Source organism: Enterobacter sp. Lyrl_3, from assembly GCF_051948675.1.
GTDB classification, from domain to species: domain Bacteria; phylum Pseudomonadota; class Gammaproteobacteria; order Enterobacterales; family Enterobacteriaceae; genus Enterobacter; species Enterobacter cloacae.
In genome coordinates this window covers 317,966-338,382 of record NZ_JAYJLI010000001.1, presented here as the reverse complement: position 1 = coordinate 338,382, position 20,417 = coordinate 317,966, and the positions used below count along the sequence as shown (strand labels likewise).

The 20,417-nt window shown below is 55.5% G+C and carries 21 protein-coding genes and 1 pseudogene; 10 read left to right on the top strand and 12 right to left on the bottom strand.

The window, feature by feature from the left end:
• Positions 1–7: 7 nt before the first annotated feature.
• Both mepM and lpxM read left to right on the top strand, forming a co-directional pair.
• A complete protein-coding gene (mepM, locus tag VF709_RS01820) occupies positions 8–1,327 on the top strand; it encodes a murein DD-endopeptidase MepM (protein ID WP_250020549.1) in 1,320 nt (439 codons plus the stop codon).
• Between the two features lie 119 nt (positions 1,328–1,446).
• Positions 1,447–2,418: a lauroyl-Kdo(2)-lipid IV(A) myristoyltransferase gene (lpxM, locus tag VF709_RS01815; protein ID WP_058650808.1), complete on the top strand. Its 972-nt coding sequence runs from the start codon at positions 1,447–1,449 to the stop codon at positions 2,416–2,418.
• Between the two features lie 48 nt (positions 2,419–2,466).
• Here the strand turns inward: lpxM and pyk are convergent, their stop codons facing one another.
• Complete coding sequence (pyk, locus tag VF709_RS01810; RefSeq protein ID WP_013096092.1) at positions 2,467–3,909, bottom strand: pyruvate kinase; 1,443 nt, start codon at positions 3,907–3,909, stop codon at positions 2,467–2,469.
• Between the two features lie 140 nt (positions 3,910–4,049).
• Positions 4,050–4,919: a MurR/RpiR family transcriptional regulator gene (locus VF709_RS01805; RefSeq protein ID WP_029882312.1), complete on the bottom strand. Its 870-nt coding sequence runs from the start codon at positions 4,917–4,919 to the stop codon at positions 4,050–4,052.
• Between the two features lie 357 nt (positions 4,920–5,276).
• Here VF709_RS01805 and zwf point away from each other — a divergent pair, with 357 nt between their 5' ends.
• The 3 genes from zwf (at position 5,277) to kdgA (ending at position 9,479) form a co-directional block, all read left to right on the top strand.
• Positions 5,277–6,752, top strand: coding sequence for a glucose-6-phosphate dehydrogenase (zwf, locus tag VF709_RS01800; protein ID WP_014832396.1), 1,476 nt, complete (start codon positions 5,277–5,279; stop codon positions 6,750–6,752).
• A 234-nt stretch (positions 6,753–6,986) separates the two neighbouring features.
• The gene (gene edd / locus VF709_RS01795; protein ID WP_029882311.1) at positions 6,987–8,798 is read left to right on the top strand and encodes a phosphogluconate dehydratase; all 1,812 of its coding nucleotides are present in this window, start codon (positions 6,987–6,989) and stop codon (positions 8,796–8,798) included.
• A 39-nt stretch (positions 8,799–8,837) separates the two neighbouring features.
• Entirely contained in the window at positions 8,838–9,479 is a 642-nt protein-coding gene (gene kdgA / locus VF709_RS01790; RefSeq protein ID WP_029882310.1) for a bifunctional 4-hydroxy-2-oxoglutarate aldolase/2-dehydro-3-deoxy-phosphogluconate aldolase, read from the top strand.
• Positions 9,480–9,524: 45 nt separating this feature from the next.
• Here the strand turns inward: kdgA and purT are convergent, their stop codons facing one another.
• Positions 9,525–10,700, bottom strand: a complete 1,176-nt coding sequence (purT, locus tag VF709_RS01785; RefSeq protein ID WP_048972807.1) for a formate-dependent phosphoribosylglycinamide formyltransferase — start codon at positions 10,698–10,700, stop codon at positions 9,525–9,527.
• Positions 10,701–10,870: 170 nt separating this feature from the next.
• Here purT and VF709_RS01780 point away from each other — a divergent pair, with 170 nt between their 5' ends.
• On the top strand, positions 10,871–11,518 hold the full coding sequence (locus VF709_RS01780) for a tellurite resistance TerB family protein (RefSeq protein WP_020690815.1): 648 nt from the start codon (positions 10,871–10,873) through the stop codon (positions 11,516–11,518).
• Positions 11,519–11,603: 85 nt separating this feature from the next.
• On the top strand, positions 11,604–13,664 hold the full coding sequence (gene ptrB, locus VF709_RS01775) for an oligopeptidase B (RefSeq protein ID WP_149896320.1): 2,061 nt from the start codon (positions 11,604–11,606) through the stop codon (positions 13,662–13,664).
• On the opposite strand, the gene exoX is transcribed toward ptrB, so the two are convergent.
• From exoX to VF709_RS01760, 3 genes are all read right to left on the bottom strand, one after another.
• Positions 13,661–14,323, bottom strand: coding sequence for an exodeoxyribonuclease X (gene exoX / locus VF709_RS01770; protein WP_020690817.1), 663 nt, complete (start codon positions 14,321–14,323; stop codon positions 13,661–13,663). The two genes, ptrB and exoX, sit on opposite strands and share 4 nt — an antisense overlap.
• Positions 14,324–14,346: 23 nt before the next feature.
• Positions 14,347–14,997 (bottom strand): carbon-nitrogen hydrolase family protein, encoded by a 651-nt coding sequence (locus VF709_RS01765; protein ID WP_187170758.1) that lies wholly within the window; start codon positions 14,995–14,997, stop codon positions 14,347–14,349.
• Between the two features lie 109 nt (positions 14,998–15,106).
• Complete coding sequence (locus VF709_RS01760; RefSeq protein ID WP_013096102.1) at positions 15,107–15,337, bottom strand: DNA polymerase III subunit theta; 231 nt, start codon at positions 15,335–15,337, stop codon at positions 15,107–15,109.
• Positions 15,338–15,474: 137 nt separating this feature from the next.
• On the opposite strand from VF709_RS01760, the gene yobA reads away from it, so the two are divergent.
• From yobA to VF709_RS01745, 3 genes are read left to right on the top strand one after another with little or no spacing between them, the layout of a single operon-like run.
• A complete protein-coding gene (gene yobA, locus VF709_RS01755; protein WP_013096103.1) occupies positions 15,475–15,846 on the top strand; it encodes a CopC domain-containing protein YobA in 372 nt (123 codons plus the stop codon).
• A gap of 1 nt (position 15,847) precedes the next feature.
• Positions 15,848–16,717 (top strand): copper homeostasis membrane protein CopD, encoded by an 870-nt coding sequence (gene copD, locus VF709_RS01750; protein WP_187170757.1) that lies wholly within the window; start codon positions 15,848–15,850, stop codon positions 16,715–16,717.
• Between the two features lie 16 nt (positions 16,718–16,733).
• Positions 16,734–17,072, top strand: a complete 339-nt coding sequence (locus VF709_RS01745) for a YebY family protein (RefSeq protein ID WP_038419913.1) — start codon at positions 16,734–16,736, stop codon at positions 17,070–17,072.
• A gap of 320 nt (positions 17,073–17,392) precedes the next feature.
• Here VF709_RS01745 and VF709_RS01740 read toward each other — a convergent pair whose 3' ends face one another.
• The 6 genes and pseudogenes from VF709_RS01740 to VF709_RS01715 all read right to left on the bottom strand — a co-directional run bounded on the left by VF709_RS01740 (position 17,393) and on the right by VF709_RS01715 (position 20,360).
• Positions 17,393–18,478, bottom strand: coding sequence for a tyrosine-type recombinase/integrase (locus VF709_RS01740; RefSeq protein WP_440230791.1), 1,086 nt, complete (start codon positions 18,476–18,478; stop codon positions 17,393–17,395).
• Complete coding sequence (locus VF709_RS01735; RefSeq protein ID WP_440230789.1) at positions 18,447–18,719, bottom strand: excisionase; 273 nt, start codon at positions 18,717–18,719, stop codon at positions 18,447–18,449. Before VF709_RS01735 ends, VF709_RS01740 begins: the two co-directional genes overlap by 32 nt.
• Positions 18,720–18,884: 165 nt before the next feature.
• Positions 18,885–19,157 (bottom strand): annotated as a pseudogene (locus VF709_RS01730) (dATP/dGTP pyrophosphohydrolase domain-containing protein); the annotation flags it as partial.
• A gap of 57 nt (positions 19,158–19,214) precedes the next feature.
• Positions 19,215–19,454 carry a DUF4222 domain-containing protein gene (locus VF709_RS01725; protein WP_063401377.1) on the bottom strand — a complete coding sequence of 80 codons (240 nt, stop codon included), beginning with the start codon at positions 19,452–19,454 and terminating at the stop codon, positions 19,215–19,217.
• Entirely contained in the window at positions 19,432–20,127 is a 696-nt protein-coding gene (locus VF709_RS01720) for a hypothetical protein (RefSeq protein ID WP_440231019.1), read from the bottom strand. The genes VF709_RS01725 and VF709_RS01720 overlap by 23 nt, the downstream gene beginning before the upstream one ends.
• Positions 20,128–20,138: 11 nt before the next feature.
• A complete protein-coding gene (locus VF709_RS01715) occupies positions 20,139–20,360 on the bottom strand; it encodes a TraR/DksA family transcriptional regulator (protein ID WP_440230787.1) in 222 nt (73 codons plus the stop codon).
• Positions 20,361–20,417 lie beyond the last annotated feature (57 nt).

Genomic DNA, 20,417 nt, shown 5'->3' with positions numbered 1-20,417 from the left:
TGAATACGTGCAACAGATAGCCCGCTCTGTCGCCCTGGCATTTAACAATCTGCCCCGACCCCATCGCGTTATGCTGGGGTCGCTTACAGTTCTCACCTTAGCGGTCGCCGTCTGGCGGCCCTATGTTTACCACCCGAGTTCTGCCCCTATCATCAAAACCATCGAGCTTGAGAAGAACGAAATCCGTTCTCTGCTGCCGGAGGCCAGTGAGCCTATCGACCAGGCGGCTCAGGAAGATGAAGCCATTCCGCAGGATGAGCTGGACGATAAAACCGAGAATGAAGCCGGGATCCATGAATATGTGGTCTCCACTGGCGATACGCTGAGCAGCGTACTGAACCAGTACGGCATTGACATGGGGAATATCAGCCAGCTGGCTGCCGCAGATAAAGACCTGCGTAACCTGAAAATTGGCCAGCAGCTCTCGTGGACGTTAACGCCAGAGGGCGATCTGCAGCGCCTGACCTGGGAAATGTCCCGTCGCGAAACGCGCACCTACGACCGCACTGCAAACGGTTTCAAGATGACCAGCGAGTTGCAGAAGGGCGACTGGGTTAACAGCGTGATGAAAGGGACCGTAGGCGCAAGCTTTGTCTCCAGCGCGCGTAATGCGGGCCTGACCAGCGCTGAAATCAGCTCGGTTATCAAAGCCATGCAGTGGCAGATGGATTTCCGTAAGCTGAAAAAAGGTGATGAGTTCTCCGTACTGATGTCCCGCGAAATGCTGGACGGCAAGCGTGAGCAGAGCCAACTGGTGGGTGTACGTTTGCGCTCTGATGGTAAAGATTACTACGCCATTCGCGCTGAAGACGGCAAATTCTATGACCGCAGCGGTACCGGGCTTGCGAAAGGCTTCCTGCGCTTCCCAACGGCGAAACAGTTCCGCATCTCATCCAATTTTAACCCGCGTCGTCTGAACCCGGTCACCGGGCGCGTGGCGCCGCACCGTGGCGTGGACTTCGCCATGCCACAGGGCACACCGGTGCTGGCGGTGGGAGATGGTGAAGTGGTTGTCGCAAAACGCAGCGGGGCTGCCGGGTACTATGTTGCGGTCCGTCATGGTCGCACTTATACCACCCGTTATATGCACCTGCGTAAGCTGCTGGTGAAACCAGGCCAGAAAGTGAAACGTGGCGACCGTATCGCCCTCTCAGGCAATACCGGACGTTCTACAGGGCCACACCTGCATTATGAAGTGTGGATCAACCAGCAGGCGGTAAACCCGCTGACGGCGAAACTGCCGCGCACCGAAGGGCTGACGGGTAAAGATCGTAAAGATTACCTGGCGCAGGTGAAAGAGGTTGTGCCGCAACTGCGTTTCGACTAAACCCTTCCGTTTTGTCTAAAGCCGGCGTCAGTAAGCGCCGGCTTTTTCTTTTGTGCGTGGGGCGCTGCCTCGCTACACTATCGTCATTATATTTTGCGTCACCAGACCCTGGAACCAGCATGGAAACCAAAAAAAACAATATAGAGTTCATTCCTGAGTTTGAAAAATCCTTTCGCCACCCGCGTAACTGGGGCGCCTGGCTTGGCGTTTACGCGTTTGCTGGCATTGCCATGTTACCTGCCTCTGTGCGCGATCCCGTTCTGGGTAAAATTGGCCGTCTCGCAGGACGAATGGGCAAAAGTGCCCGCCGTCGCGCGCAAATCAATCTCTTCTACTGCTTCCCGGAAAAGAGCGAAGCCGAGCGCGAAGCGATTATTGATGACATGTATACCACCGCGCCACAGGCCATGGCGATGATGGCAGAGCTGGCGCTAAAAGGGCCAGAAAAGGTCCTTAAGCGTGTTGACTGGAAAGGGCTGGAGATCATTGACGAGATGCGCCGCAACGATGAAAAAGTGATTTTTCTCGTTCCGCACGGCTGGGGAGTGGATATTCCGGCCATGCTGATGGCATCTCAGGGCCAGAAGATGGCGGCCATGTTCCATAACCAGGGTAATAAAGTCTTTGATTTCGTCTGGAACACCGTGCGTCGTCGTTTTGGTGGACGCCTGCACGCCCGTAACGATGGTATCAAGCCGTTTATTCAGTCCGTGCGACAGGGGTACTGGGGTTACTATCTGCCGGATCAGGATCACGGCCCTGAGCACAGCGAGTTTGTCGATTTCTTTGCCACCTACAAGGCGACGCTTCCGGCGATTGGCCGTCTGATGAAAGTCTGCCGCGCCCGGGTTATTCCGCTGTTCCCGGTCTACGATGGCAACACGCACCGTCTGAGCATTGAGGTTCGCCCGCCGATGGACGACTTACTGACCGCGGACGATAACACCATCGCGCGTCGCATGAACGAAGAGGTGGAGGTGTTGGTGGGACCGCATCTTGAGCAATACACGTGGATCCTGAAGCTGCTCAAAACGCGTAAGCCTGGCGAGAAAGAGCCGTATCAGCGCAAAGAACTTTACCCAAAGAAATAAAACCCCTCACGCTGACCCTCTCCCCGTGGGGGAGAGGGAAACATCTGTTTATTCGACGGTTAATACGCGGGTGGTGTTGGTTGAGCCGATGGTGCTCATGACATCACCCTGGGTCACGATGACAATATCACCGGATACCAGGTAGCCTTTGTCGCGCAGCAGATTAACGGCATCGTGCGCCGCTGCCACACCGTCATTGGTGCTGTCGAAGTAAACCGGGGTTACGCCGCGGTACAGCGCCGTCAGGTTCAGCGTGCGCTCGTGGCGGGACATCGCGAAGATCGGCAGACCGGAGCTGATACGGGACGTCATTAGCGCGGTACGGCCTGATTCGGTCATGGTGATGATCGCCGTGACGCCCTTCAGATGGTTAGCCGCATACATGGCGGACATCGCAATCGCTTCTTCCACGTTGTCGAACTGCACGTCCAGACGGTGTTTAGAGACGTTGATGCTTGGGATCTTCTCCGCGCCCAGACAGACGCGCGCCATCGCGGCAACGGTCTCTGCCGGGTACTGACCGGCTGCGGTTTCAGCGGAAAGCATGACCGCATCGGTACCGTCCAGCACGGCGTTAGCCACGTCCATCACCTCTGCACGGGTCGGCATTGGGTTGGTGATCATGGATTCCATCATCTGGGTTGCGGTGATCACCGCGCGGTTCAACTGACGCGCGCGACGGATCAGCGCTTTCTGGATGCCGACCAGTTCCGGGTCGCCAATTTCCACACCCAGATCGCCACGGGCAACCATCACCACGTCAGACGCCAGAATCACGTCGTCCATGGCATCCTGATCGCAAACGGCTTCCGCACGTTCAACTTTTGCTACGATTTTCGCGTCGCAGCCTGCATCACGCGCCAGACGGCGGGCATAGTTCAGGTCTTCGCCGCAGCGCGGGAAGGAGACGGCCAGATAGTCCACGCCGATCAGCGCCGCGGTAACGATATCCGCTTTGTCTTTATCGGTCAGCGCTTCGGCAGACAGGCCACCGCCGAGCTTGTTAATGCCTTTGTTGTTAGAGAGTGGGCCGCCGACGGTGACTTCGGTGAACACCTTCATCCCCTGAACTTCCAGCACTTTCAGCTGAACACGACCGTCGTCGAGCAGCAGGATATCGCCAGGCACAACGTCAGCCGGCAGACCTTTATAGTCGATACCCACTTTCTCTTTATCGCCTTCACCTTTACCCAGGTTGGCATCAAGCAGGAATTTATCGCCGATATTGAGGAAAACTTTGCCTTCTTTGAAGGTCGAGACACGAATTTTTGGACCCTGCAGGTCACCGAGGATAGCAACATGGCGGCCCAGTTTAGCCGCGATCTCACGCACTTTGTCTGCACGTAATTTATGGTCTTCTGGCGTACCGTGAGAGAAGTTCATACGCACCACGTTGGCACCCGCGGCGATAATCTTTTCGAGGTTATTATCGCGATCGGTGGCCGGGCCTAAGGTGGTGACGATCTTGGTTCTGCGAAGCCTTCTGGACATGTAATACTCCGTTGACTGAAACAACTTTGGTGTTGCGTGAAGATTGAATCGGCCTTCATCTGCTGCAAAGCAACCGCGAGGGGACCGAATGCCGTAAATCGTTACATCGTAATTATTCGTTACGTCTTAGTTATCTACTATCAGGGAACATCGCTCTTTATAAGCAATTCTTTATCAAAACGCGATTCCTTGAGCGCTTCCTTGACACGCTTCAAGTTATCTCTGAATTTAGCGCCGCGGCGTAAGGTAAAACCGGTTGCCAGGACGTCAATCACCGTCAGCTGCGCCAGACGGGAGACCATTGGCATATAGATATCCGTATCTTCCGGAACGTCCAGAGTGATGGCGAGCGTGGCTTCTCTTGCCAGCGGCGTGCCTGCCGTCGTGAGGGCGATAACCATGGCATCGTTTTCACGCGCCAGCTGCGCCAGCTCAACCTGACTTTTGGTGCGCCCGGTATGGGAAATCAGGACCACCACGTCATCCTCGCTACAATTCATACAGCTCATGCGTTGCAACACGATGTCATCGGAATAAATGACCGGGACGTTAAAGCGGAAGAATTTATTCATGGCATCATGCGCCACGGCCGCCGACGAACCGAGTCCGAAGAATGCAATTCGCTTGGCCTGGGTCAGCAAATCGACCGCCCGGTTAACGGAACTCATATCCAGCGACTGACGCACGTGGTCAAGCGTGGCCATGGCCGATTCAAATATTTTCGCCGTGTATGCATCTACGCTGTCGTCTTCATCCACATTGCGATTAACATAGGGCGTACCATTTGCCAGACTTTGTGCCAGATGCAGTTTAAAATCAGGAAAGCCACGCGTTTCCAGGCTCCGGCAGAACCGATTCACCGTCGGCTCGCTGACGCCTGCATCCTGTGCCAGAGCGGCGATGCTTGAATGAATCGCCTGAGCAGGCGAGGCGAGAATAACTTCAGCCACTTTTCGCTCGGATTTGCTAAGGTGTTCCAGTTGAAACTGGATTTTTTCCAGCATGTTCATGTTAACAGGACGCTCATGGGTGTAAACGATTTCATCCATAGATGAAATTGAGATTCGATTTAGCCGATATTACCCTCGTGGCTTCCATAAAGGGTAACAGTCGACAAGATAATGTTGTTGTTTTTTTTCATTACTTGATCGGTGTCGGGTTTTACTGTGACCGTGTTGCGCAAAGAATCGACGCTTGTTGCGTCATCAGGCCAGCGTAATCCTCTTAAGGGGTGAAAAATCGCCGTATCGCACGCGACGTTAAGCGCTAATGGTTTCGGGAATGACGTAAAAGCAGTACAGTGCATTGTAATAAAATTACAACGATACCTGGCAGAAGCACCAGGTGATCCAACTGAGGAGAATGACATGGCGGTAACGCAAACAGCCCAGGCATGTGACCTGGTCATTTTCGGCGCGAAAGGCGATCTTGCACGCCGAAAATTGCTGCCTTCCCTGTATCAACTGGAGAAAGCGGGCCAACTTCATCCGGATACCCGTATCCTGGGTGTAGGGCGCGCCGACTGGGACAAGGACGCATACACCAAAGTCGTGCGTGAAGCGCTCGAAACTTTCATGAAAGAGAAAATTGATGAAAGTTTGTGGGATACCCTGAGCGGACGTCTCGATTTCTGCAATCTGGATGTGAACGACGTGAGCGCGTTTACCCGTCTGGGTGAGATGCTGGATCAGAAAAACCGGGTCACCATTAACTATTTCGCCATGCCACCAAGCACCTTCGGTGCCATCTGTAAAGGTCTGGGCGAAGCGAATCTGAACGCCAAACCCGCGCGTGTGGTAATGGAAAAACCGCTGGGTACCTCGCTGTCAACCTCCCGCGAAATCAACGACCAGGTGGGCGAATACTTCGAAGAGTGCCAGGTCTACCGCATCGACCACTATCTGGGCAAAGAGACGGTACTGAACCTGCTGGCGCTGCGTTTTGCCAACTCCCTGTTTGTGAACAACTGGGACAACCGTACCATCGACCACGTGGAAATCACCGTGGCCGAAGAGGTGGGTATCGAAGGCCGCTGGGGTTACTTTGACCAGGCCGGTCAGATGCGTGACATGATCCAGAACCACCTGCTGCAGGTACTCTGCATGATTGCCATGTCTCCGCCATCAGACCTGACCGCTGACAGCATCCGCGACGCGAAGGTGAAAGTGCTGAAGTCACTGCGTCGTATCGACCGTTCTAACGTGCGCGAGAAGACGGTGCGTGGTCAGTACACATCCGGCTTTGCGCAGGGCAAAAAAGTCCCTGGTTATCTGGAAGAAGAGGGCGCGAACAAGTCCAGCAACACTGAGACGTTCGTGGCGATCCGCGTGGATATCGATGACTGGCGTTGGGCGGGTGTGCCGTTCTACCTGCGTACCGGTAAACGTCTGCCAGCCAAATGCTCTGAAGTTGTCGTTTACTTCAAAAACCCTGAGCTGAACCTGTTCAAAGAGTCGTGGCAGGAGCTGCCGCAGAACAAACTGACTATCCGTCTGCAGCCGGATGAAGGTGTGGATATCCAGATCCTGAACAAAGTGCCGGGGCTGGATCACAAACATAACCTGCAGACCACCAAACTGGATCTGAGCTACTCCGAGACCTTCAATCAAACGCACCTGGCGGATGCTTACGAGCGCCTGCTGCTGGAAACCATGCGCGGTATCCAGGCGTTGTTTGTGCGTCGTGACGAAGTGGAAGAGGCGTGGAAATGGGTCGACTCCATCACCGAAGCCTGGGCTGCCGATCAGGATCCGCCAAAACCGTATCAGGCGGGCACCTGGGGACCTGTCGCCTCCGTGGCGATGATCACCCGTGATGGCCGCTCCTGGAACGAGTTTGAGTAAGATAATCCTCTAGCCCGAAGGTGTTATTTTACCGGTAACATGATCTAACACAGCTAGTGGCACAATTTTTATACTTTTAAGCTCCGCGTGGATTCACCCGCGGGGCTTTTTTTATTACACTGCCGGAAGCGATTTTGCCCCTGAGCTCCGGACAGCAAGCGTTTCAGCGTTGTTAACAACTGCCAGCGACTTTGTAAACTCCCGAGCCCGGACAGATAAATTAGAGGAGCTTTTATGAATCCGACATTGTTACGCGTAACACAACGCATTATCGAGCGCTCGAAAGAGACCCGTTCGGCCTACCTCGCCCGCATTGAACAGGCTAAGACCAATACAGTACATCGCTCACAGCTGGCCTGCGGTAATCTGGCGCACGGTTTCGCCGCCTGTCAGCCTGAAGACAAAGCCTCATTAAAGAGCATGCTGCGTAACAATATCGCCATCATTACCTCCTATAACGACATGCTCTCCGCGCATCAGCCGTACGAAGTGTACCCGGACATCATCCGTAAAGCGCTGCACAGCGTGAATGCGGTGGGCCAGGTGGCGGGGGGCGTGCCGGCCATGTGTGACGGTGTGACCCAGGGGCAGGACGGGATGGAGCTGTCGCTGCTGAGCCGCGAAGTCATTGCCATGTCTGCAGCGGTCGGTCTGTCTCACAATATGTTTGATGGCGCGCTGTACCTCGGCGTGTGCGACAAGATTGTCCCGGGGCTCGCCATGGCGGCGCTGTCGTTTGGTCATCTTCCGGCCATTTTTGTGCCGTCAGGTCCGATGGCCAGCGGTTTGCCAAACAAAGAAAAAGTGCGTATCCGCCAGCTGTATGCCGAAGGTAAAGCAGACCGCCAGGCGCTGCTGGAAGCGGAAGCCGCCTCTTACCATGCGCCGGGTACCTGTACCTTCTACGGTACGGCCAACACCAACCAGATGGTGGTGGAATTTATGGGGATGCAGCTTCCGGGCTCCTCCTTCATTCAACCCGATGCGCCGCTGCGCAAGGCTCTGACCGAAGCCGCCGCCCGTCAGGTGACGCGTCTGACCGGGAACGGCAACGAGTGGATGCCGCTGGGTAAAATGGTCGACGAGAAAGTGATCGTCAACGGCATCGTGGCCCTGCTGGCAACGGGGGGCTCAACCAACCACACCATGCACCTTGTGGCAATGGCACGTGCGGCTGGCATCCTGATCAACTGGGATGATTTCTCCGACATCTCTTCCGTGGTGCCGCTGATGGCGCGCCTGTATCCGAACGGTCCGGCAGACATTAACCACTTCCAGGCCGCCGGTGGTGTACCGGTGTTGATGCGTGAGCTGCTCAAGGGTGGTCTGCTGCACGAAGACGTGAACACGGTGGCGGGCTATGGTCTGCATCGCTATACCCTTGAGCCATGGCTGAACAACGGTGAGCTGGACTGGCGTGATGGGGCGAGCGCCTCTCTTGATCCGCAGGTCATTGCTACCTTCGAACAGCCGTTCTCACGCCACGGCGGCACGAAAGTGCTGAGCGGCAACCTGGGACGCGCGGTGATGAAAACCTCTGCCGTGCCGGAAGAGAACCAGGTGATTGAAGCCCCGGCAGTGGTCTTTGAGAGCCAGCATGATGTTTTACCTGCCTTTGATGCGGGCCTTCTCGACAAGGATTGCGTGGTGGTGGTGCGTCATCAGGGACCTAAAGCGAACGGGATGCCAGAATTACATAAACTTATGCCACCACTTGGTGTATTATTGGACCGCCGTTTCAAAATTGCACTGGTCACCGATGGACGCCTCTCGGGTGCCTCAGGTAAAGTGCCTTCAGCCATCCACGTAACGCCTGAAGCGTATGATGGTGGTTTGCTGGCTAAGGTGCGTGACGGCGACATCATCCGCGTCAATGGCCAGACAGGTGAGTTAACCCTGCTGGTGGACGAAGCCGAGCTGGCGGCCCGTCAGCCGCATATTCCAGACCTGAGCGCATCGCGCGTGGGAACCGGACGCGAAATGTTTGGCGCGCTGCGTGAGAAACTCTCCGGGGCGGAGCAGGGCGCAACCTGTATTACGTTTTAAGACGACTTGATTTTATCGATCTGGCGAGAGAAAACTCTGATGAAAAACTGGAAAACAAGTGCAGAAGCAATCCTGACCACTGGCCCCGTTGTGCCGGTTATCGTGGTGAACAAACTGGAGCACGCGGTACCGATGGCGAAAGCGCTGGTTGCGGGTGGTGTTCGCGTTCTGGAAGTGACCCTGCGTACCGCCTGCGCGATGGACGCGATTCGCGCAATCGCTAAAGAAGTGCCGGATGCCATCATTGGTGCGGGTACCGTTACGAACGCAAAACAACTGGCTGAAGTGACCGAAGCGGGCGCGCAGTTTGCCATCAGCCCGGGTCTGACCGAGCCGCTGTTAAAAGCGGCAACCGAGGGCACCATCCCGCTGATCCCCGGGATCAGCACCGTTTCTGAACTGATGCTTGGCATGGACTACGGTCTGAAAGAGTTCAAATTCTTCCCGGCAGAAGCCAACGGCGGCACCAAAGCGCTGCAGGCGATTGCGGGTCCCTTCTCTCAGGTGCGTTTCTGCCCGACGGGCGGCATCTCTCCGGCCAACTACCGTGATTACCTGGCGCTGAAGAGCGTGCTGTGCATCGGCGGCTCCTGGCTGGTACCGGCGGATGCCCTGGAAGCAGGCGACTGGGATCGCATCACCAGACTGGCTCGCGAAGCGGTTGAAGGCGCGAAGCAGTAAGCACCTCGCATCATGAAAAACGGGCCATCAGGCCCGTTTTTTTTATCAGTTAACGCTAACCGCGGCAGCGGCAGCTTTCGCCCTTGCCACGGCATCATCCACGCTATTGCCAGTGGCTAATGCCACGCCCAGACGACGCGTACCGTCGATCTCCGGTTTCCCGAACAGGCGAACCTGCAGACCTGCCCCAACCGCGCCTTCTATGTTGTCAAAGGTGATGTTCTGGCTGGTCAGTTGCGGGAGGATCACCGCCGAGGCGGCCGGACCATACTGGCGAATACCGCCAACCGGCAGGCCGAGGAACGCGCGCACGTGCAGGGCGAACTCGGAGAGATCCTGGGAAATCAGGGTCACCATCCCGGTATCGTGCGGGCGAGGGGACACTTCGCTGAATATCACCTCATCACCGCAGACAAACAGTTCCACACCGAACAGGCCGTAACCGCCCAGCGCCAGCACCGTTTTACGGGCGATCTCCTGCGCGCGCGCCAGCGCCAGGGCACTCATCTGCTGCGGCTGCCAGGATTCACGGTAATCGCCATCCTCCTGACGGTGTCCAATCGGATCGCAGAAATGGACACCATCAACGGCACTGACGGTCAGGAGGGTAATTTCGAAATCAAACTTCACCACGCCTTCAACAATCACGCGACCGGCTCCGGCGCGACCGCCCTGTTGGGCATAATCCCATGCCTTGTCCAGCGTGCTGCTGTCGCGAATAAAGCTCTGCCCTTTACCGGAGGAGCTCATCACCGGCTTGATGATACACGGATAGCCAATCTCCTCAACGGCCTGCAGGAAAGCAGCTTTATCGCCGGCAAAACGATAGCCAGAGGTGGGTAATCCCAGCTCTTCCGCCGCCAGGCGACGAATGCCTTCGCGATTCATTGTCAGCTTCGCGGCCTTTGCACAGGGCACCACGCGCTGGCCTTCCTGTTCAAGGGCAAGCAGCGTATCGGTGGCGATGGCTTCGATCTCCGGTACGACAAAATCCGGTTTTTCACGCGTAATCAGCTCGCGCAGGGCATCGCCATCCAGCATGTTAATCACATAAGAACGGTGGGCAACGTGCATGGCGGGTGCATCGGCGTACCGGTCTACGGCAATGACTTCCACGCCTAAACGCTGACACTCAATGGCGACCTCTTTGCCCAGTTCACCCGATCCCAACAGCATTACACGCGTTGCCGCAGGTCGCAGCGCGGTTCCTAACCGAGTCATAACAATCCCCCTAAAAAAGTTGCGCGCAGTATAAACGAAAACGTTTGCGTGTGTCTTGATCGGGGCCCGTGCGCGGGGAAGAAATTTGCGCTTCTTTAGCCCCGCCAGACATTTCCTGACGCCTGCTCGCTTACGCTGTGGAATATGTATACCGTTAAGTGAGGGAAACCATGTCTGGCTGGTTAAATCAATTGCAATCACTGTTAGGGCAGAAAACGTCGCCATCCGGCGAGCAGGGGCTGAGCAAACTGGTCCCCGGGGCGCTCGGCGGGCTGGCGGGCCTGCTGGTGGCGAATAAATCCTCGCGCAAGTTGCTGGCAAAATATGGCACCGGCGCGTTACTGGCCGGTGGCGGAGCCATTGCGGGCACGGTTCTGTGGAACAAATACAAGGACAGAGTGCGAACCGCACATAGCGATGAACCCGATTATGGTCAACACACGTCACCGTTGGATCTGCGCACTGAACGGCTGATCCTTGCGCTGGTTTTTGCCGCGAAAAGTGACGGGCATATCGACGATAAAGAACGGTCGGCGATTGAGCAGCAGCTGCGGGAGGCCGGTGTGGAAGAGCAGGGCAGAACGCTGGTGGCTCAGGCCATCGAACAGCCGCTGGATCCGCAGCGCCTTGCGCAAAGCGTAAAGAATGAGGAGGAGGCGCTTGAACTCTATTTCTTAAGCTGTGCCGCCATTGATATTGACCACTTTATGGAGCGCAGCTACCTCAATGCCCTCGGCGACGCGTTGAAGATCCCTCAGGACGTGCGCGACGGCATTGAGAAGGATATCAGGGAGCAAAAACAGGCGTTAGCGGGTTAACTGTCACCGTCGAGGTCATGTTTCGCTTGCATCATGCGCGTGTTTTGCCAACCTTATAGGGTGTAAAACTCAAAAGAAACATGACATGCCACCAAAAGCCCGACGTACTCCTTATGCGATCACCACGCATGGCGATACGCGCATTGACAACTATTACTGGCTCCGGGACGATTCGCGTTCCCGGCCAGAGGTGCTCGACTATTTGCACGCGGAAAATGACTATGGCCGCAAGGTCATGGCCAGCCAGCAGGCGCTTCAGGATCAGTTGCTGAATGAAATGGTGCAGCGTATTCCCCAGCGCGATGTCTCCGCACCCTGGACCAAAAACGGCTATCGTTATCGCCATATCTACGAGCCCGGTAACGAATATCCCATCTACCAGCGTCAGTCGGTGTTAAGCGCCGAGTGGGATGAATGGGATATTTTGCTGGATGCCAACCAGCGTGCTGCCCACAGCGAGTTTTATACGCTGGGCGGCATGTCGGTCTCACCCGATAACGCCATTATGGCGCTGGCGGAAGATTACCTCTCCCGGCGTCAGTACGGCCTGCGTTTTCGCAATCTGGAAACCGGGAACTGGTACCCGGAGATGATTGCGAACGTTTCGCCGGATTTTGTCTGGGCGAATGATTCCGAAACCGTCTACTACGTGAAGAAACATGCCTCCACGCTGCTGCCTTATCAGGTATGGCGTCATACCGTCGGCACCAGTGCGGATGATGACGAGCTGGTCTACGAAGAGAAAGATGAAACGTTCTATGTCAGTCTGCATAAAACGTCGTCACGCCACTATGTGATTATCTTCCTCGCCAGCGCAACCACCTCTGAAGTTCTGCTCCTGGATGCCGAGCTGCCTGATGCGCAGCCGCTCTGCTTCCTGCCGCGTCGTAAAGATCATGAGTACAGCCTGGATCACTTCCAGCACAGCTTTTACCTGCGCTCTAACCGCGAGGGCAAAAACTTTGGCCTCTATAAAACCAAAGTACGCGATGAACGGAAATGGGAAGTGCTCATTCCTGCGCGGGAACAGGTGATGCTCGAAGGATTTACCCTCTTTACCGACTGGCTGGTGGTGGAAGAGCGCCAGCGGGGGCTGACCAGCCTGCGGCAAATTAACCGCAAAACGCGGGAGGTCATCGGGATTGCGTTTGACGATCCGGCCTATGTTACGTGGATTGGGTTTAATCCCGAGCCGGAATCGTCCCGCTTGCGCTATGGCTACTCGTCAATGACCACGCCGGATACGCTGTTTGAGCTGGACATGGAGACCGGACAACGTCAGGTGCTTAAGCAGTCTGAGGTAAAAGGGTTTGATTCCGATAACTACCGAAGCGAACACCTGTGGGTCACCGCCCGGGATGGCGTTGAGGTGCCCGTCTCGCTCGTCTATCACAAGGCGCATTTCCAGAAAGGGAAAAACCCGATCCTGGTCTACGGGTATGGATCCTACGGCTCAAGCATGGATGCCGATTTCAGCAGCAGCAGATTAAGCCTGCTCGATCGTGGCTTTGTTTTCGCCATCGCCCACGTGCGCGGTGGCGGCGAGCTGGGCCAGCACTGGTACGAAGACGGGAAATTCCTGAAGAAGAAAAACACCTTTAACGACTACCTCGACGTCTGCGATGCGCTAATAGAGCAGGGTTATGGCGATCCGCAGCTCTGCTTTGGCATGGGCGGCAGTGCGGGAGGGCTGCTGATGGGGGCGGCCATTAACCAGCGTCCTGACCGCTTCAAAGGGGTCATCGCGCAGGTTCCGTTTGTCGACGTGGTAACCACGATGCTGGATGAGTCTATTCCGCTGACGACCGGTGAGTTTGAAGAGTGGGGGAATCCTCAGGACGAGATCTATTACCGCTATATGAAAGAGTACAGCCCGTACGATAACGTGGAAGCCAAAGCCTATCCGCACATGCTGGTGACCACCGGTCTGCACGATTCACAGGTGCAATACTGGGAGCCCGCAAAGTGGGTGGCTAAGCTGCGGGAGCTGAAAACCGATAATAACCTGCTGCTACTCTGTACCGACATGGACTCCGGACACGGCGGGAAATCGGGACGATTCAAATCGTATGAAGGGGTCGCGCTGGAGTATGCCTTTTTGATTGGCCTGGCGCAGGAAACGCTGACAGGCCGTGCCGGAAGTTAAGCTTCACCCAGATAGTGCTTGAGCGTTAAGCGAAGCTCCGGGCTCATTTTGTCGAGGTTGTTATACAGCCAGCGCAGGTAGCCCGGATCTTTATCGGCGATATCGGACACCGCTTTGCCGCGGTATTTGCCAAAGGTGAAGGTGGTCATAAGCGCCGGTCGCCCGGTGATCGTCGCCATATCATCTGGCGTCCAGCCAGAGGTATTCATAATATCTATGAGTAGCGCCGCGGTAATATAGCAGTCGTACAGGGCGCGGTGATGATGCAGCCCCTCAGGCGTTCTGACGCTGAGCTTACGCGATTTATACAGCGCCATATTGCTGTATTTGATCCCCGGCCACAGACGACGCGCCAGCTTCATGGTGCAAATCCATTCGCCGGGCATCTCGGGCAGTACCCGGCGGTCAAAGCTGGCGTTGTGCGCGACATACCACGGGCTACCGTAATAGTGCGGAATGACCTCTTCAATCCAGGGTTTATCCGCCACCATCGATTCTGTAATGCGATGAATGGCCATCGCCTGCGGGCTAATCGGGCGGTCGGGACGCACCAGATGGCTCATGGGATTGACGATTTTTCCGTCAATGACGTCAACAGACGCCACTTCCACTATTCCGCCCTGAAGATCGCAAGTTTCGGTATCGATGACGCGCAGCATTGAACGCTCCTGAGCTAAAACGCTTAGCCTAAAGGAATGATATCGCCTTGCCAACCCTGTCGGCCCAGAGATCCGGTCAATAATAGTTCGCCCTTATCCGCACGGACAATCAGCTGGCCTTTTTCATCCCACAGCGCGCTACCGCCACGGGCGTTCGCCATTAACACGGCAATGGCATACCTGTGCGCGAAGCGCTGCAACGTGTTGATGGACTGGCGCCAGCGGGTATCGCCCACCGACTGACAGCTGGTAAACAGCGTCGCCTGCGGATCCAGATTGGGGGAATCGGCATGCGTATCAACAATCGTCAGCTGTTTATCACCCGGCACCAGGCTGGCTCCACTTCCCTGGGGGTAGCGCAGGATGCTGTGCCGGGACGGCGAAAACAGGGCGAGGCCCTTTACGCGCTGACCATTCAGATCAAGGGGCAGACCGGCAATGATGGTGATCCGGTAACGCTTTGCGGCGGCGAGCAAAGGGGCCAACTGTGCGTCATCGGGTGGGGGAGGTAGGTCCGTCCTTCCCGATCCTGTTAACGAGAGTTCAGGAAAGACCAGGAGATCGCACCGCTGTTGTGCCGCTTTCGCAACGAAACGGAGATGGTGCGCTACGTGGTCATTTACACTGTGATGCTGCCCGGCATACTGGGCGGCGGCAATATTCCATTGTGACATCGTGACTTCCTTATACACAGAGTCGCAGGATTTAAGAATGCACCTAAACTAATCAGGGTTTTCTTATCCTGGCATATTCCGCGTAAGGAAGTGTAACGAGTCGTTAAGCTTATTTAACTTTAGGTTCGTACGGCAAACGAGAGAGATTGACCGACGCGAGTCGGTGCGCAATCAAACGTTCGCGGAACCAGTCACGCAGATGGGCGGGTTGTTCACGTTCCACCACCTCAGCCACGATTGGCATGTTGTAACGCTCTTTAAACGCGACACCTGCGGCAGCGAGATCGACATTCACTTTATCCATCTCGTCCTGAGGAAGGGCAGCCAGATTGATCTTCATTACCTTCTCCTTTTTATGCGGCGGCAACGTTACCGCGATTGCACGATGATGACAAGCGGAGGTGGGATGATCCTCGACTCGATTATTATACAGCGTTATTCTTTAGCATACAGGCATAACAAAAAGGAATGATTGCGATGGGTTTATCCGCTTCCCGCGCTGTATGCGCGCTGGCTTTTCTCTTCTCTTCCGTTACAGCGACCCCGGTGCTGGCGCATGCGCACCTCCAGCAGCAAATCCCGGCAGCCGATAGCCAGGTAACGGCTCCTCAGACGCTTACCCTGAATTTTTCCGAAGGCATTGAACCCGGATTCAGCGGTGTCGTGGTGAAGGATGCACAGGGGAACGTGGTTAAAACCGGTGATATACAGCGTGACGAGCAGAATAAGGCCCAGTTTAATGTTCCGCTGGAGCAGACGCTGGTGACCGGCACGTACCAGGTTGACTGGCATGTGGTCTCGGTAGATGGTCACAAAACCAAAGGCAGCTATCGCTTCAGCGTGAAATAATATGCTGGCCTTCATCTACGTGGGGTTGCGCTTTATCCATTTCGGTGCGCTGATGCTGATTTTTGGTAATGCGCTGTATAGCGTCTGGTTCGCGCCGTCTTCTTTGTACCGTCTGATGTCCTGTCGTTTTCAGGTGCAGCAGCAGATTGCGGCGCTGGTCAGTCTGTTGTCGGCGCTCCTGATGTTCATGATCCAGGCGGGGCTCATGGGCAACGGCTGGGGAGACGTGTTTAACCCGAACGTCTGGCAGAGCGTGCTGGCAACGCAGTTTGGTAGCGTGTGGCTGTGGCAAATTATCCTGGGCGCAATTGCGGCCTGTGTCGCCTGGCTTGCGCCCCAGAAAGGATCGCGACTCTTGCTGCTCGCCATGGGGCAATTTGTCCTGCTGGCAGGCGTAGGGCATGCGGCAATGAGCGACGGTGCAGCGGGGGCGTTGCAGCGTATCAATCACGCTCTGCATCTGCTCTGTGCCGCCACCTGGGTTGGAGGCCTCCTGCCGCTGCTGTATTGCATGCATCTGGCGAAAGGGCGCTGGCGGGTTGCGGCAATTTACACCATGATGCGCTTCTCTCGCGTGGGGCATTATGCCGTAGCGGGGGTCGTGCTTACCGGCGCGATCAATGGGCTCTTTATTCTGGGCATCACGGTGCCCTGGCACACGGGCTACGTGCAACTTTTGTTGTTCAAATGTGCGCTGGTGGCATTGATGGTGGTAATTGCGCTGGTGAATCGGTATTTTCTGGTTCCACGGTTTGGTGCCCACATCGGGCGCGAACAACAGATTTTTATCAGAATGACACAGGCAGAGGTGGTGCTGGGGGCGTTGGTGCTGGCAACGGTCAGCCTGTTCGCAACCTGGGAACCCTTTTGACAAGGTTAAAAAGCATATGAAAAAGACAGTACTTTCTCTCTTATTGTTGGCCTGCACGGGTAGCGCGCTGGCGGCACCACAGGTTATTACCGTCAGCCGTTTTGAAATGGGTAAGGATAAGTGGGCGTTCAATCGTGAAGAGGTGATGCTGACCTGCCGTCCGGGTCATGCGCTGTATGCCATCAACCCAAGCACGCTGGTGCAATACCCGTTAAACGACGCGGCCGAACAGCAGGTCGCCAGCGGTAAGAGCAGCGGACAGCCCATCAGCGTTATCCAGATTGACGACCCGTCCAGCCCGGGGCAGAAAATGAGCCTGGCGCCGTTTATCGAACGCGCTGACAAGCTCTGCTAGCTTTCGGTTTCCAGTAAAAAAAACCGCAGTGGCTTGCGAAAGCACTGCGGTTTTTCATATTTATTGATGTTTTGACGCTTTTTTTCCGGCCGCTTTAGCTGTGGACTGGAAAACCTGGCGTCGTCATCTATTCTTAAAAGGCAAGGCGACTTAGCCTGCATTAATGCCAACTTTTAGCGCACGGCTCTCTCCCAAGAGCCATTTCCCTGGACCGAATACAGGAATCGTATTCGGTCTCTTTTTATCTATATGTTTCTCAAGGGTTTTTTCGGCCTCAACACGAAATCCCCCGAAAATTACTCGAATATTCCATATCCTGTCTAAACCATAACATACTCTGCACCGCGTGCGTCCAGGTATTTTTTGGTCATTGTTAAATTTTTGTGGCCGAGTAAACGCTGAGCAAATTCTTCTCCGCGCTCCTTTTCATATAGCCTGCTCGCCAGGCTTCTGATCTCATGGAAAGGCGGTGGGTTAGGTCCGAATTTTAACCCGGTCGAATCCCTTATCTCCGCGAACGCTTGGGTGAGACCGTCAGGAGTTAGCGGCCCCGGCTTTCTCCCCCCGCGGCGAACCGGCGAGTAAAGCATGAAGTCGGAAGGGTTGTTCACCCGGCATCGATCAATGACATCCTGCAACACAAGCCCGGCGACGTCCAGCCTCAAATCAAGGGGGAGCGCCAGTTTGTGGCCTGTTTTCTCCTGAGTAACGAAAAGCCTCCCCTCTTTAATGTCACTGAACCTGAACAGTGAGATATCCTCTCGTCGCTGGCCGGTGACCAGTGCCAGATTGAATGCATTGGGCGCCCAGTCAGAATGAGTTAACGCGGCCTGGCGGATGACGGTGAAATGTTCGAGCAACAGGCGCTCTCGCTTAACTTTCGGTGTCGGCGTTCGCGTCGGCTCAGCCGGGTTCCTGTCGACATGTCCTTCTACGATCGCCTCCCTGAATATGTCCATCAGTACAGACCGCAGACCGGAAGCCATGCTCTTTTTATCGCAGAGAATGTACGCTTCAAGAAATGAGGCGATATCCTTTGTGGTGACTGATGCGAGAGGTATTTTTCCGAACTCTTCCTTTATGGTAGCGATCTGGTTTCGCCTGACCTTCATCGTGTTTGGTTTCAGCTCGCGCCGCTCGAGAATTACCTCGTAACGCTCCAGCCATGCAGCCACTGTGAAAGTGGGCACGTCTTTTATGCGGTCCAGGAGAGAAGAGGGAAGGTAATTCTGGTCGATGTAGTTGTTGGCCTCAATGGCCTGGGCAACAGCGTCCTTGCGATCAATTCGGCCAAGAGAAATCTCCTGCCCGGTCACCGGATTGCGCCAGCTGTAAAGTCTGTCTCTTTTACGATAGGTCAGGTTACGGGGCAGGTTAGCGTCGTAACGTACTGGCCTTTTCGCCATGAGTCAGTCTCTCCAGTAAGGTGCCGCCGGACGGCAGTTTGGTGTGTTTCGGTTTAGTGCGCAGATTCTTCTTGCGCGGATCCACGTAGATAGCGTCAGGCTGAACCTTATATTCCTTTCCGTGCAGCTCCGGCGCGGGATAAATTCGCCCCTCCCGCGTCCATCGACGCAGAGTAGAAAGGGAGGGTGGAGTCGTGTAGACCTCAGCAGCCCATTCCTGCAAGTTGAGAAGCTTAGCCATGAGAACTCCTTAGCCGCCAGGCATTATAAGCGAGGCAGCATTGACGTGTTGATTAATCGAAATCAGGTAAAAAGAAGCCCGGAGATGGGCCGGGCAAAAGGGATAACGGAGCAGTGCTTTCGCACCCAATAGCCAGCTCATAACTGGCTATCAGTTGCGTCATGGTTTGATGTGAAGACGCGGCTCACCGTCTTTCGGTTCCGGCCAGTGGCGGGTCATGTTCACCTTTAGTTTTTCTTCCAGCGCCGCGGTGATTTGCTCATCGGTGATACCGGCGCGCCGCTGCGCGTCCCAAAGCAGGAACTGCATATCAGCCCATTCACTTAGGTCGGCAGGATCGGCAGCAGCTTCCAGCGCCTCTTTCGAAAGGTGCTTCAGAGGTCCGATGGGGCCGACATTGCCGAAGGTCTTTTCTGACCATTCAGCGTGGCGCCGCCGGATCAGGTTTCTGGTGAACTGCGATTTCTTCGATTCGTAAGGTTTCACGCTCTCTCCTCATGCCGCACGCTGGGCGCGCAGCTTCTTCAGGTGATCTGCTGTTTCGATTTCTTCGGCAATCCGCTCGGCCTGTGCTTTGGTCAGCGGTTCGAATTCGTGTTGAAAGCGGCCCATGCTGGCGATGCAGGTGCGGCCGTTGCGGATGTAGTGGATGACTTCGTGGGTAGCGCGGAGGATTTTGCAGGGCGCGCCGTGGGGATCGGCGTACCAGGTATTAGGCTGGATTATCCTGAACATTGGGCACCACCTTAAATTCGATTACCCAGACCCATGGATTGGCCTTCCAGCTTTCTTCGCCGTAGATGGATTCCCACAGGTACTTAAATGCGCCTGTTGCCGTTGGCCTTCCTGTCATGTTGTGGTCTGCAATGCAGTCGTAACAGTCCTGGGCGTCAAAAAGCGCCTCCATGTCGATGCCTTCCGCCCCTGCGTCCGTTTCGCTGATGCCATTCAATCGCTCAACCCGCACGCCGGTAATCTCCAGCGTTAAACGACTGGCCCAGCGCGGCATGTGAATGGAAGGAGTCCAGCGTATTTCATCAACCGGCGGCACATTCTCGTAATGAGTTGGAACGTGCTCAGGGTAATTCGCGCGATAAAGTTTCAGGTCCGGCGCGCCAGCACCAGCTTCAGCCCACGTTTCGCGCACCCAGACGCGATCGCCGACGGCACCGAAAGGGCAGGTGTAGCCTTCATTCTCATCAGCAACGCCAAATACATCTTTCTTAGCAGGCTGTAGGTAGCCGTTTTTATCGACCACGCCAGGTGTGTACCAGTGGGCGTTTAAATCCAGATCGTAACCGTTATGTGTTGGGTGGAATCCATCAGACGGCTGAACTTTCATGATGCGACGCGTCTGCTTCTTCCGGCCGTCGAGGATGGCGCGAACCATCTCGCCATTAAAAATCATTCCACGCTCTTTCACTGGATCCCCCTTTGCTTATTCCTCAACTCGATCTCTTCCTGGCAACTGGCGCAGGTCTGGCAACCGGGAACGGCAGCGCGCCGCGGCTCGGGTATTGGTTCGTCGCATTCTTCAAAACGCTCAGCTGATACGGCGTTGCGGTTGAGCCGGTGAGCGGAAAGGGCAGCGTTACGCTGAAGCTCTTCAATCTCTGCTGCGGTATCGATGATATCGGCCATGGTCAATGCTCCCGGAACTGTCGGTTAATTCGGTTGAATGTGAACGCCAGCAATAAA